Annotated in this window: 9 protein-coding genes; 5 read left to right on the top strand and 4 right to left on the bottom strand. The window is 68.7% G+C overall.

Annotated features, from left to right (window positions below; all coding sequences use genetic code 11):
• Window positions 1-67: 67 nt before the first annotated feature.
• The gene (locus ABD747_RS06200) at window positions 68-1,621 is read left to right on the top strand and encodes an APC family permease (RefSeq protein ID WP_344802453.1); all 1,554 of its coding nucleotides are present in this window, start codon (window positions 68-70) and stop codon (window positions 1,619-1,621) included.
• Window positions 1,622-1,653: 32 nt separating this feature from the next.
• On the opposite strand, the gene ABD747_RS06195 is transcribed toward ABD747_RS06200, so the two are convergent.
• Window positions 1,654-2,973, bottom strand: a complete 1,320-nt coding sequence (locus tag ABD747_RS06195; protein ID WP_344802451.1) for an ROK family protein — start codon at window positions 2,971-2,973, stop codon at window positions 1,654-1,656.
• Window positions 2,974-3,184: 211 nt separating this feature from the next.
• Between ABD747_RS06195 and ABD747_RS06190 the strand changes: the two genes are divergently transcribed.
• Genes ABD747_RS06190 through ABD747_RS06180 form a run of 3 tightly spaced genes read left to right on the top strand, consistent with a single transcriptional unit; the run spans window position 3,185 to window position 6,345 of the window.
• Window positions 3,185-4,501 (top strand): ABC transporter substrate-binding protein, encoded by a 1,317-nt coding sequence (locus ABD747_RS06190; RefSeq protein ID WP_344802449.1) that lies wholly within the window; start codon window positions 3,185-3,187, stop codon window positions 4,499-4,501.
• A gap of 3 nt (window positions 4,502-4,504) precedes the next feature.
• Window positions 4,505-5,449 carry a carbohydrate ABC transporter permease gene (locus ABD747_RS06185; RefSeq protein ID WP_344802447.1) on the top strand — a complete coding sequence of 315 codons (945 nt, stop codon included), beginning with the start codon at window positions 4,505-4,507 and terminating at the stop codon, window positions 5,447-5,449.
• On the top strand, window positions 5,446-6,345 hold the full coding sequence (locus ABD747_RS06180) for a carbohydrate ABC transporter permease (protein ID WP_344802445.1): 900 nt from the start codon (window positions 5,446-5,448) through the stop codon (window positions 6,343-6,345). Before ABD747_RS06185 ends, ABD747_RS06180 begins: the two co-directional genes overlap by 4 nt.
• A gap of 16 nt (window positions 6,346-6,361) precedes the next feature.
• Here ABD747_RS06180 and ABD747_RS06175 read toward each other — a convergent pair whose 3' ends face one another.
• The gene (locus ABD747_RS06175) at window positions 6,362-8,287 is read right to left on the bottom strand and encodes an LTA synthase family protein (protein ID WP_344802443.1); all 1,926 of its coding nucleotides are present in this window, start codon (window positions 8,285-8,287) and stop codon (window positions 6,362-6,364) included.
• Window positions 8,288-8,404: 117 nt separating this feature from the next.
• Window positions 8,405-8,923 carry a beta-class carbonic anhydrase gene (locus ABD747_RS06170; RefSeq protein ID WP_344802441.1) on the bottom strand — a complete coding sequence of 173 codons (519 nt, stop codon included), beginning with the start codon at window positions 8,921-8,923 and terminating at the stop codon, window positions 8,405-8,407.
• A 214-nt stretch (window positions 8,924-9,137) separates the two neighbouring features.
• Here ABD747_RS06170 and ABD747_RS06165 point away from each other — a divergent pair, with 214 nt between their 5' ends.
• Window positions 9,138-10,463, top strand: coding sequence for a C40 family peptidase (locus ABD747_RS06165; RefSeq protein ID WP_344802439.1), 1,326 nt, complete (start codon window positions 9,138-9,140; stop codon window positions 10,461-10,463).
• A 247-nt stretch (window positions 10,464-10,710) separates the two neighbouring features.
• On the opposite strand, the gene ABD747_RS06160 is transcribed toward ABD747_RS06165, so the two are convergent.
• Window positions 10,711-13,074 (bottom strand): DNA gyrase/topoisomerase IV subunit A, encoded by a 2,364-nt coding sequence (locus ABD747_RS06160; protein WP_344802516.1) that lies wholly within the window; start codon window positions 13,072-13,074, stop codon window positions 10,711-10,713.
• Window positions 13,075-13,170: the final 96 nt, after the last annotated feature.

Below are 13,170 nucleotides of genomic sequence, written 5' to 3'. Positions count from 1 at the left end.
GGTTTGGTCCTAGCCTTCGACGTAGCGGTGCGTCGGCGCCGTGACTTGCCGTCAGAATCGAGGCGCGATGAGTCATGCTGGCCACGAGGTACCTGCCTCACACGACCTGTCCGAGCACAAGGGCCTGAACGAGGGCGCGCTCACCTTCACCGGCACGCTGATGATCGGGTTGGCGTCGGTCGCACCGGCCTACTCGCTGGCCGCCACCCTGGGGTACGTCGTCGCCGCGGACGGCGTGCTGGCCCCGGTCGCCGTGATGCTCGGCTTCATCCCGATGCTGCTCACGGCGTTCGCCTACCGCGAGCTGAACCGGGTCATCCCGGACTGCGGCACCACCTTCACCTGGGTCACCAAGGCATTCGGGCCGAGGTCCGGCTGGTTCAGCGGCTACGTCCTCACCCTGGCCGGCATCATCGTGCTGGCCAACCTGGCGCAGATCGCCGCCCAGTACACGTTCCTGCTGTTCGGGGCCGACTCGCTCGCCGACAACCCGCTCTACGTCACCACGCTCGGGGTGATCTTCATCGCGGTGATGTGCTGGGTCTCCTACCGCGGCATCGAGATCGCCAACTGGCTGCAGAACGTGCTGGTCGGCATCCAGTACGTCGCTCTCGCCGTGCTCGTCGTGGTCGCCCTGATCGCCGTCGCCGGTCCGCACCCGCCGCCGACCGCGATCCCGGTCGAGGCAGGCTGGTTCAACCCGCTGAACTTCTTCGCCGAGGGCGGCGGCGGGTTCGGGGCGATGACCGAGGGCATGCTGTTGATGGTCTTCATCTACTGGGGCTGGGACACCATCCTGTCCCTGAACGAGGAGACCGCGGAGAAGGAGAAGACGCCCGGCCGGGCGGCCGTGGCGGCCACCTTGATCCTGCTCGCGACGTATCTGCTGACGACGGTCGCCGCGGTCTCCTACGCCGGCGTCGGCACCGACGGCATCGGGCTCGGCAACCCCGACAACGCCGACGACGTGTTCCGCGCCATCGCCGAGCCGGTGCTCGGTCAGTGGAGCTGGATCGTGATCCTCGCCGTTCTCGTGTCCGCCGTCGCGTCCACCCAGACCACGATCCTGCCCGCGGCGCGCGGCACCCTCGCGATGGGCGTCTACAAGGCGCTCCCGACCCAGTTCGCGAAGATCCACCGCAAGTACAAGACTCCGACGGTGTCGACGCTCTTCATCGGTGGCGTCGCGATCGTGCTGTACGTCCTGCTCAGCCTGCTCGGCGAGAACGCCTACGGCGACGTGCTGTTGGCCATCGGACTGCAGATCTCGTTCTACTACGGCATCACCGCGTTCGCCTGCGTGTGGTATTTCCGCAAGGACGTCGCCCAGGGCGGCAAGGACCTGTGGGTGAAGGGGATCCTGCCGCTGATCGGCGGTCTGATGCTGCTGTTCGCGTTGGTCAAGAGCGCCATCGACATGTGGTCGCCGGACTACGGCTATCTGGGTGGCTGGACGATTCCGGGCACCGAGGTCGAGGTCGGCAGTGTCTTCCTGCTCGGCATCGGCTCGATCGTGCTCGGCATCCCGGTGATGTTCCTGATCGCCCGGCGCGGTGAGCAGAAGCCGTTCTTCCGGGGTGAGTCCCTCCATCACGACACCCCGGTGCTCGCGCCCGAGTAGGAGCTAGCGCGGCCGCGCGCCCGCGGCCGAGCTCAGCCGTCGCTGCGGGCCGAGAAGCCGCGGCGGGCCGGCAAGCCGACCTCCTCCAGGTAGTGCTCGAGAGCCAGGGTGGCCATCCCGAGACCGACCGGGTTCTCGCCGATCTCGCTCACCACGAGCTGGCTGGCGGTCGCCGAGCCGGCGATGCTCTGAGCCAGCATCCGTGACGCGGTCGGTGGCAGCAGCCACGCGCCCAGCGCCGTCGCGGTCCAGCTGGTGAGGATGATCCGCTCGGGATTGAGCAGGTTCACCAGGTTCGCCAGCGCCTCGCCGAGCTGGTGCGACAGCCGCTCGATCAGCCAGCCGGCCTCGGGATCGCCCGCCTCGAGCCCGGCACGGACGTTCGCGACGAACCGCTGCTGGTCGTCGCCGCCGTAGCGATGCTCGGGGAACTCCTCGGTCAGGGTGGCGATGATGCCAGGCACACCGACGTACGCCTCGACACAGCCGCGCCGACCGCAGCGGCACCGGCGGCCGTCCATGATCAGCGTGGTGTGACCCCACTCACCGGCGTTGTTGCTGACGCCTCTGATCAGCTCGCCGCCGAACGCGATCCCGGCGCCGACCCCGGTGCCGAGATTCACGGTGACGAGGTCGTAGACGCCCCGGCCGGCGCCGAACCAGAGCTCGGCCACGGTGGTCGCCTTGAGCGGGTTGTCGACGTTGATCGGCACGGGCAGCAGGTCGCGCAGCATCCGCTGCACCGGTACGTCGGCCCAGCGCCAGTTGGGTGCGAACACCGACACTCCGGCCGACGGCTCGACCTGCCCGGGCATGCTCACGCCGACTCCCAGGACCTGGCGTGGGTTCGCCACGATCGCCTCGCGGATGCAGTCGGCGACCTCACCGAGCACGTAGCCCGGCTCGGACCGATCGACGAGGTCACGCTGGTGCCTGGAGAGCCGGGTCAGCGCCGCGTCGAACGCGTCCACGTGGACGTACGTCTCGGCGACGTCCACGCCGATCAGCACGCCGCGCTCCGCGGGCACCCGCAGCCGGGCCCGGGGGCGACCACCGTTGGACTGCTCGCGTTCGGCCTCCACCAGCATGCCGACCCGGATCAGTTCCGTGACGACGTTGGCGACCGTTGCGAAGCTGAGCCCGGTCAGTGCGACGAGTTCTTGACGCGTCGGCGTGCCGAGGGTGTAGATGCCGCGCAGAACTGCGAATCTACTGGTGTTGCGGATGTCTCGCGCCGTCTGGCGCCGGATGACGAGCGTGTCGGGTGCAGGGTTCCTCGGTGCAGCACCTCTCGGTGGAGCACTCCTTGGTGCACCACCGCTTGGTGCAGGGCCCGGCCGTGCAGGGCTCATCGTCTCGGCCCTCGATCCTTCTCCCAGGGGCAAGAATAAGCCTCACCATAGTGGTTTCAGGCGAAAAAAGCAGTGAACGAAAATTGTGTTACGACTCGCTGCAGACCTTTTGACAAGCCCAAGAGGAAGCGATTACGTTGCGATGGAGGGGCGGCTGCGGGTTGCGCACCCGGGCGCGGCGACCTCGCCACGACGATCACGAAGGAGTGACATGTCCAATCGCACGTTCAGCCGGCGACAGATCCTCGCCGGCCTGGGTCTGACCGCTACCGCGATCGGCACCGCGCCGCTGCTCTCGGCGTGCGGCGGTGGGAGTTCGGGGCTTTCCGGCGACCAGGGTGGCGGCGGCGGTGCGAGCGGCGGGAAGCCGACGATCAACCAGTGGTACCACCAATACGGCGAGGCGGGCACCCAGCAGGCGGTCGAGCGGTACGCGAAGGAATACCCCGACGCCACGGTGAAGGTGCAGTGGACCCCCGGTGACTACACCTCGAAGCTGAACAGCGGCCTGCTGTCCAGTTCCGGTCCGGACGTGTTCGAGTCCAGCGTGAACATCGACCAGGTGAAGAGCGGTCAGGTGGTCGCGCTCGACGACATCCTCGCGGACGTGAAGAGCGACTACACCGACGCCGATCTGAAGTCCTCCACCGTCGACGGAAAGATCTACCAGGTCAAGATGGTCGACGACATGGGTGTGCTCTACTACCGAAAGAGCGTGCTGGACAAGGCGGGCGTGCAGCCGCCGACGACGGTCGACGAGCTGATCGCCGCCTCGAAGGCGCTCACCACCAAGGATCAGAAGGGTCTGTTCATCGGCAACGACGCGGGGGTCACTCCGTCGTTCGGCGGCGGATCGCTGCTCGGCCCGATCCTGTGGACCGTCGGCAGCGACTACCTGACCGCCGACAACAAGCCCGGCTTCACCACGCCCGAGGTGAAGCAGTCCTTCGAGAAGATGCGCGAGCTCTTCTTGAGCAAGTCGTTGCTGCTCGGCGCACCGACGGACTGGTGGGACCCGTCGTCCTTCACCCAGGGACTCGCCGCCATGCAGTGGTGCGGCCTGTGGGCGATGCCCGGTATCCAGAAGGCGATCGGTGACGACTTCGGGGTGGTTGCCTGGCCGAAGTTCAGCGCCAGCGTCGGCAAGCCGTCCACGTTCGCCGGCGGCTGGGGCGCGATGGTCAGTGCCAAGGCGACCGACGTCGATGCGGCCAAGGCGTTCGTGAAGTGGCTGTGGGTGGACAACACCAAGGACCAGGAGGACTTCAACCTCAGCTACGGCTTCCACATCCCGCCGCGCAAGTCGCTGGCGGCGAAGGCGGAGAAGCTGCAGTCCGGTCCGGCTGCGGACGCGCTGAAGATCTTCAACGAAGACGCCGTGGCGGCCAACCCGGCCTGGACCCCGAAGATGGGCAACGCGTACGCCGATGCGGCCACGGCGATCGTGCGCAAGGGTGGCGACATCGACGAGAACTTGGCCAAGGCCGAGAAGACCGTCGACGCCGAGCTCCAGCGCCTGTTCGGCTGAGCCGTGTCCGCTCCCTCCGTTACGGAGTCGGCGGTCGCCGCGGCGCCGCCGACCCGGCGGCGCCGCCATGGTCTCGCCGGTGTGACCGGGGCCTTCTGGCTGTTCGTCGGCCCGTTCCTCGCCGGACTGGTGATCTTCGTCTACGTACCGATCGTCTGGTCGGTCGTGCTCAGCTTCTCGCGGGCGCAGAACACCGTCCGGCCGGGGGACTGGGTCGGTCTGCAGAACTACCTGGACCTGCTCCAGCCGGGACCGTTCCTGGACAGTCTGATCACCTTCACCGTGTTCGCCGCGTTCATCGTGCCGCTGACCTTCGCGCTGTCCCTCGGCCTCGCCCTGCTGCTGAACGGGATCAGGTTCATGCGGGCCTTCTTCCGGTCGGTGTTCTTCCTGCCGACCGCCTGTTCCTACGTCGTCGCCTCGCTGATCTGGAAGCTGTCGATCTTCAACGGCGTGCGCTTCGGCCTGGCGAACAAGGTGATCGGCGTGTTCGGTGTCGACAACATCGCCTGGCTGGCCACCACCGACCCACCCTGGTACTGGCTGGTGATCGTGACCGTCCGGCTCTGGCTCCAGATCGGCTTCTACATGATCTTGTTCTTGGCTGGCCTGCAGCGGATCTCGCCGGAGTTGTACGAGGCCGCCGCCGTGGACGGCGCCCGCAACGCCTGGCAGACCTTCCGCTACATCACCCTGCCGCAGCTGCGCGCTACCTCGGTCGCGGTGCTACTGCTGTTGTTGATCAACGCCTACCAGGCGTTCGACGAGTTCTTCAACCTGCTGGGGAACTCCTCGTTCGCCCGGCCGCCGCTGGTGTATCTGTACTACACCGCGCAGGGCAATCAGGACTTCGGCCACGGCACCGCGGGTGCGGTCATCCTGGCGCTGCTGATCATGATCGTCACTCTGGCCCAGGGCCGCATCTTCGGCTTCGGGAGAGCGGAGTGAGTACGGTCACCGCGCCGGTCGCCGACCGGACGCAGCCGGCGCCGCGGCGCCGGCACCGGCGGCGTACGCCCGGCTCGGTCGTGGTGGACATCCTGCGCTACCTCGCGCTGATCGTCGCGGCGGTGCTGTTCTTGCTGCCGTTCTATCTGATCGTGCGGAACGCGCTGGCCAGCGACCTCGAGATCACCTCGGCGACCTGGACGCTGTTCCCGAGCACGATCCACTGGGAGAACTTCACCGAGCTGTTCAGCGACCCGGCGGTGAACCTGCTGCGCAGCCTGGCGAACTCGGCGATCATCGCCGTGGTTCAGACCGCCGGCCAGCTGCTGATCTGCTCGATGGCCGGCTACGGGCTGGCGCGGATCCCGTATCGCTACGCCACGCCGATCTTCTACGCCATCTTGGTGACGCTGATGATCCCCCCGGCGGTGACCTTCATCCCGTCGTTCATCATCGTCTCGCAGCTGCGCTGGGTGGACACCCTGCAGGGGATCATCGTGCCGGTGCTCTTCTCCGGGTTCACCACCTTCTTGTTCCGGCAGTACTTCCTGGCGTTCCCGCGCAGCCTGGAGGAGGCGGCCCGGGTCGACGGGCTGGGCTACTTCGGTGCCTTCTGGCGAGTGGTGGTGCCGAACTCCGGCGCCTTCTTCGCGGCGATCGCGGTGATCACCTTCATCGCGAGCTGGAACGCGTTCCTGTGGCCGCTGGTGATCGGTCAGGACTCCTCGATGTGGACGGTGCAGGTCGCGCTGTCCACCTTCCTGACCGCGCAGACGATCAACCTGCACGAGCTGTTCCTGGCCGCAGCCGTCTCGATCGCGCCGCTGGTCTTGGTGTTCGTGTTCCTGCAGCGCTATCTCGTCCAGGGCGTGGCCGAGACCGGCATCAAGGGCTAGGGCGCCGAGGTCCGGGCTAGCGGCGGCGGTGCGCCGTCTGTGCCCGGACCTCGGCCCGCCAGGCCAGCAGGTCGGCCCGCAGCGCAGCGATGGTGTCCGGATTCTGGGCGCTGATGATGTTGTGCCGCTCGCCCGGGTCGGTCGCCAGGTCGAAGAACTCGTCCGGCTGCTGACCGAAGTGGAAGACGTACTTCTGGCTGCCCTCGATCGAGGCCAGGCAGCGGTTGTCCACATAGCAGGCGAGCCGGACCGGTGGGGCCGGTGGCGGATCCGAGCCGGCCAGCTGGAGCAGCGACTCGCCGGGATAGCTGCCGCCACTGACCCGGAACCCGAGCGCGTCGACCACTGTCGGCAGCACCGAGGTGAGCTGAACGGGCTGCTCGACCCGGCGGGCCTTCGGGTGCCGCGGATCGTGCACGATCAGCGGGATCTTGACGCCCTCGGTGTAGATCGTGTTGTCGTGCTGGCGCAGGCCGTGCTCACCGAACCCCTCGCCGTGGTCGGCCATGATCACGAAAACGGTGTTGTCGTAGAGCCCGAGATCCTTGTACTGCTGGATCAGCCGAGCCACGAACCGGTCGCCGTAGCGGACCGTGTTGAGATACCGGTTGAGCTCCGGGTCGTCACTGAGGTGCTCGCTGTCGATCGTGGTCGGCACCTTGTAGTCGTGGTGGCTGGTCACCGTCAGATAGCCGGTGACGAACGGCTCGCTGCGGTGGGCGGTCAGCCAGCGCTTGCTCGGGCCGAGCAGGATGTCATCCTCCCAGCCGAAGTAGTTCGCCTCGACATAGCCCGTCTTGTCCAGCACGTCGACCGGGTAGAACGAGTCGTAGCCGAAGTTGCGAACCAGCTCGCGCCGGTCGTCGTAGTGCTCGGTAGCGGACTGGAAGAACGCGCTCGCGTAGCCCTGCTCGGTCAGCAGCTCGGGCAGGCAGCGCCCGTTGATGCCGTGCTCCTTGGCCTCGGTCACATTCATGTCCAGCGGCGGGACGACGCCGCAGTTCCCGGCCGTCAGCGCCTTCGACGTGTGCGGCACGACGGTGTACGCGTTCTCCGCGACCAGGCTGGTCTTGGCCAGCCGGGCCAGGTAGGGCGTGGTGGACAGATCGGGGTCGGCCAGCGTGGTCGAGATGTCCCGGACCGACTCGAGGAAGATCAGCGCGACGTTGCGCGGCTTGCCGTTGCCGGTCCGGACCAGCCGGGTGTCGATCGGCGGGTCGGCGGCCGAGGCATCGGCGGCATGGGCATAGCGGCGCGCCTCGAGGGGGGAGAGCGCTGCGTTCAGCAGCGGGTCGCGACCGAAGCTGGTGCCGTTCGCGGTGGGCAGGCCGGCGAGGCCGAGCAGGACCACACCGAGCATTGCCGCGACCAGGCCGAGCCGCTGCCGGGCCGCAGCCGGCTGCGACCGTGGCGGCTCGTCCCGTCCGGTCCGCCACGGCCGCCCGATCAGCACCGCGACCAGCGGTGGACCGAGCAGGAACCAGACGCCGACGAGGGCGAGCCAGGCGATGTAGGCGGTGGACAGTTGCGAGTCGACGAGGTCGCCGATCTCGCTCCGGGTGCTCCAGGCGGCGTTGACGACGGCCAGGTCCAGCGCGGACCCGGTCTCGACGTAGAACAGGTGCGCGATCGTCTCCACGACCGCGATCGCCGCGACCACGAGTCCGACCAGCGCGAAGGCGATCTGCCGGCCCCGACCCGGACGGGCGAGCCCGACGACAGCCACGGCGCCGGCACCGATCGCGGCAGCTACGGCGATGTCGGATCGAACGAGGTCGAGCAACCCGAGCACGCCGGTGGCATCCGTGCGGCTCGCGATCCTGAGCAGCTTGAGGGTCAGCAGATAGGTCAGCAGGGAAACCACGACGGTGACCAGGCGGATCCGGTCGCTCCGGGAGAACCCTGCCATCGCATGCCGGAAGCGGGCGGGGCGGGGCGGCATGTCACGAAGTTATCAACTCGTGTTCACCGAGAAAACGTTGTCGGTCAAGATTGGATAACTTGCGGAGCCGGACTTACCGTCCGTTCAGGCCCAGCCGCCCGAACGGGTCCCTGCCGGTCACACCCAGCGCTCCAACAAGCCGGTGTCGACGTCGTAGTAAAAGCCACCGACGGTGGCCCGGTCGCCCACCAGCGGATGGTGCCGGAGCTTCTCGACATCGCGCTGCAGGGTGCGGCGTTGGTCGGCCGAGGCTCCGAACCGGACCCAGGAGGCGTCCGCGCCGCTGGCCTGGCGGATCTTCTCGATGATCACGTCGTCGTCAGCGGCCGCCATCGCACACCGGCTGTGCGGGACCACCATGATCCGGTCGACCCGGAGCAGGTGAACGCCGGCGACGCAACCGGCCAGTGCGGAGTCGGTCACCCGGCCGCCCGGGGTGCGGATGATCTTGGCATCCCCGAAGGTGAGACCGACCATCTCCAGGGGAACGATCCGGGAGTCCATGCACGTCACCATCAGCACGCCGGCATGGGCGACGCCGTCGAACCCCTCCTGGTCGAAGTGCGCGGCGAACTCGCGGTTCTTGGCCAGCAGATCGTCGAAGGCATGGACGTCGGTGGCAGCGTCTTCGGTCACGCCGCCAGCGTAGGGCCGCCGTGTTACGCCGGTGTTCGGACGTCCGGATCGGCACCGCCCGAGCAGAATCACACGGGTGTAGTTCGAGTGCGCCAGATGTTCGTCTGTCAAGACGACACGCTTGTAATTCGCGCAATTCTTGAGATTTGTGTTCCATTTGTGACCAAACTGCACTTATGTTGCTGCTGTGAATCGTGGGATGCGGTGCCGATCGGTGGGCGTCGCCCTTGTGGTCGGCCTCTGCGTGTCGCTGACCGCGCAGGCGCCGGCCGTGGCCGATCCGGTCATTCCCTCGACCGGCCAGATCGCCCAGGCGCGGCAGGCCGCCGCGACCAAGGCGCAACAGGCTGGTGCGATCAAGGCCGAGCTGGCCGATGCCCAGGCCGATCTCGACCGCACTCAGATCGCGATGGCGACGGCCGGGCAGGCCTATGACGCCGCCCTGCTGAAGCTCGACGCAGCCCGCGCCACGCTGCGGAAGGCACAGGCGGCCAACCGGGCAGCGCAGGCCGAGGTCGCGACCGCCCAGCGCGCGGTCGGTGCCCTCGTCCGCAGCCAGGTCCAGGGCGACGCCGGGCTGCTGCAGTGGGCCAGCCTGCTGAACGGCGCCACCCCGCAGGACCTGATCGACCAGGCGTCGGTGTTCAACACGGTGTCGGCCAGCCTGGACGGGCTGAAGCGCAAGCTGGTCAAGGCCCAGCAGGTCGCCGCCGCCCGGCAGCAGGCGGCGACCACCGCCGAGGCGGCCGTCCAGCAGGCGGCGAAGGAGGCCGCCGACTCCAAGGCGGCCGCCGAGCGGGCCGCGGATCTCGCCCAGCAGACGGTCTCGGACTACGCGAGCCGGCGTGACCAACTGCTGGTCGAGCTGGCCCGGGCGGAGCAGGTCACCGTCTCCCTGGTTCGCCAGCGGCAGGCAGGGCTGGAGGCGCTGGCGAGGGCACGCGCCGAGGCCAAGCGGCGGGCCGCCGAGGCCGCGATGAAGCGCCGGGAGGCTGCTCGGCGGGCCGCCGAGGCGAGGGCGGCAGCCGCCGCTCGGGCCCGGGCGGCAGCTGCGGCCGAGCGGGCACGCAAGGCCAGGGCGGCCGCCCGCTCACACGCGTCCCGACCCAGCCCGTCCCGGCCGTCCCACTCGTCCGCCCCGCGCCGGGTCGCGGCCCCGATCGCCCATCACGGCTACTCGCGGTCCGCCGCGCAGCACGCCATCGCCTTCGCCCGCAGCCAGATCGGCAAGCCGTACGTGTTCGGCGCGACCGGACCGGGATCGTACGACTGCTCGGGGCTGACGATGCGCGCCTGGGAGGCCGCCGGCCGCGGCATTCCCCGGCTGGCCGCGTCGCAGTACTTCGCCACCCAGCACATCTCGTCCGGGGACCTCCGGCCCGGCGACCTGCTGTTCTGGGGCAGCTCGCCGAGCTCGATCTACCACGTCGCCCTCTACATCGGCAACGGCAAGATGATCCAGGCACCGCGACCGGGCCGATCGGTGGAGGTGCAGAGCGTCTACTACTGGATCTCGCCGTCCTACTTCGGTCGGGTTTGAGCGCCCGATTGCTCCGCTCGAGCTGACGGCGAGGCCCCTCCCTCCACTTCGCTCATCCAACAGCGACTCCGCTAGCCGGCGACGGTGAGCGGAGTCGCCGTTGGCCGAGCGAAGGGGAGTCGAACCGCAGCGGGCCGCGTGGATGCCAGCGCAGCGGAGTGCCAAGCGAGCATGCCCAGGTCCCTGTCGGCGCGGACTCGGCCTGCGCCGACGTTGCGCGGAGGCGAGCGCAATGCCCGGTTATCGCTCAGGCGCGGCTGCCGACGGCGGCGATGGGTTGGCCGGCCGGCACGCCGGAGGCATCACGGCGAGGGTCCGGCGCGGGCAGCTCGACCGGTGAGCCGCTGGCCGCGGCGGCCAGCGCGGGGGCCGGTCCGACCCAGCCGAGCAGCAGGGTGTCCTCGCCCTTGAGAAAGCGCTGGCACCGTACGCCGCCGGTGGCCCGGCCCTTGCCCGGATACTCCTCGAACGGGGTCACCTTGACGCTGCCGGCGTCGGTGCCCGGCAGCGCCTTCGACGAGCCGGCGACCGAGACCACGACCGACCCCTGAGCGGGGACCGACCCGAAGAACACCACCCGGGCGCCGACCGACAGCTTGATCCCGGCCATCCCGCCGCCGGAGCGGCCCTGGGGACGGACCGCGGCGGCGGGGAAGTGCAGCAGCTGGGCGTCGTTGCTGACGAACACCAGCTCCTGCTCGGCGGTGGTCAGCTCGACCGCACCGACCACCACGTCGCCGGGATCGAGCCGGATCACCTCCCAGGAGTCCCTTCCCAGCACCTCCGGGTTGACCCGCTTCACCACGCCCTGCGACGTGCCCAGCGCGAGTCCGAGCGAGTCCGCGGCGAGGGTGGTCAGCGCCAGCACCCGCTCGTCGCGCTCCAGGGTGACCAGCTCGGACAGGTGTGTGCCGCCCTGCAGATTGGGCGCGTTGGCGGTGCTCGGCACCGTCGGGAGATCGAGAGCGTTGATCCGGATCAGCCGGCCGGCGCTGGTCACCAGGCCGAGATCGCCACGGGCGGTGCCGCGGACCCGGGAGACGATCACGTCGTGGTTGGCCCGTGGCCCGCCGGTCGGCAGCGGGTCGTCGGTGCCGGTGCGGGCCAGCAGGCCGGCGGAGGAGAGCAGCACCCAGCACGGGTCGTCGGCCACCTCCAGCGGAGCGGAGGCGGCGGTGGTCGCGACCCCGCTGGCGGCCAGCAGGATGGTCCGGCGCGGGGTGCCGTGGCTCTGCGCCATCTCGGCCAGCTCGTTGCCGACCAGGCTGCGCAGCTGCTCGTCGTCGTCCAGGATCTGCCGAAGGGCAGCGATCTCGTCACGCAGCCGGTCGCGCTCCGCCTCCAGCTCGATGGTGGAGAACCGGGTCAGCCGGCGCAGCTGCATGTCCAGGATGTAGTTGGCCTGGACCTCGGTCAGCTCGAACACCTCGATCAGTCGGGCCCGGGCCGACGCCGCGTCGTCGGAGCCGCGGATGATCGCGATCACGTCGTCGATGTCGACGATGGCGATCAGCAGGCCGTCGACCAGGTGCAGCCGATCGGTGGCCTTGGTCAGCAGGAACTGGGTGCGCCGTCGGGTGACATCGAAGCGGTGGTCCAGATAGACCGTCAACGCGTCCTTCAGGGTGAGGGTACGGGGCTGACCCTCCACCAGAGCTACACAGTTGATGGAGAACGAGTCCTCCATCTTGGTCAGCTTGTAGAGCTGCTCCAAGATCGCGTCGGGGTTGAAGCCGTTCTTCACCTCGATCACCAGCCGGGTGCCGTTGGCGAGGTCGGTCAGGTCCTTCACGTCGGCGATGCCTTGCAGCTTGCGAGCCTGGACGGCGTTCTTGATCTGCTCGATCACCCGCTCCGGACCGACCAGATAGGGCAGGTCGGTCACCACGATGCCCTTGCGCCGCGGGTGCACCTGCTCGATCCGGGCGGTCGCCCGGATCCGGAACGAGCCGCGACCGGTGTGGTAGGCGTCCTTGATCCCGTCCAGCCCGATGATCTTGCCGCCGGTCGGCAGGTCCGGCCCGGGGACGTACCGCATCAGCTCGTCGATGCTCGCGTCCGGGTGCCGGATCAGGTGCCGCAGCGCCTGGATCACCTCGACCAGGTTGTGCGGCGGGCAGTTCGTCGCCATCCCGACCGCGATCCCGGTGGCCCCGTTGACCAGGAAGTTGGGGAAGGCCGCCGGCAGCACGATCGGCTCGACGTCCTTGCCGTCGTAATTCGGCTTGAAGTCGACGGTCTCCTGGTCCAGGCCGTCGGTCATCGCCAGGGCTGCGGGGGCCATCCGGCACTCGGTGTAGCGCATGGCCGCCGGGCCGGAGTCGAGCGAGCCGAAGTTGCCGTGACCGTCGACCAGGGTCAGCCGCATCGACCAGGGTTGGGCGGTGCGAACCAGCGCGTCGTAGATCGCGGTGTCACCGTGCGGGTGGTAGAGACCCATCACCTGGCCGACCACCCGGGCGCACTTGACGTGGGCCCGGTCGGGCAGCACGCGCATCTCCTGCATCGAGTACAGGATCCGGCGCTGCACCGGCTTCAGCCCGTCCCTGGCGTCGGGTAGCGCGCGGGAGTAGATGACGGAGTAGGCGTACTCCAAGAAGCTGGTCTGCATCTCCGAGGTGACGTCGACGTCGACGATGTGCTCGGTGAAGTCGTCGTCCGGTGGTGCGCTCCGCGCCACTACCTCCTCCTTCTCCCCGAGTGATCA

Source organism: Microlunatus ginsengisoli, from assembly GCF_039537205.1.
Lineage (GTDB): Bacteria > Actinomycetota > Actinomycetes > Propionibacteriales > Propionibacteriaceae > Microlunatus > Microlunatus ginsengisoli.
Note: the sequence above shows the minus strand (reverse complement) of the source record. Positions and strands in the feature narration are given on the sequence as shown.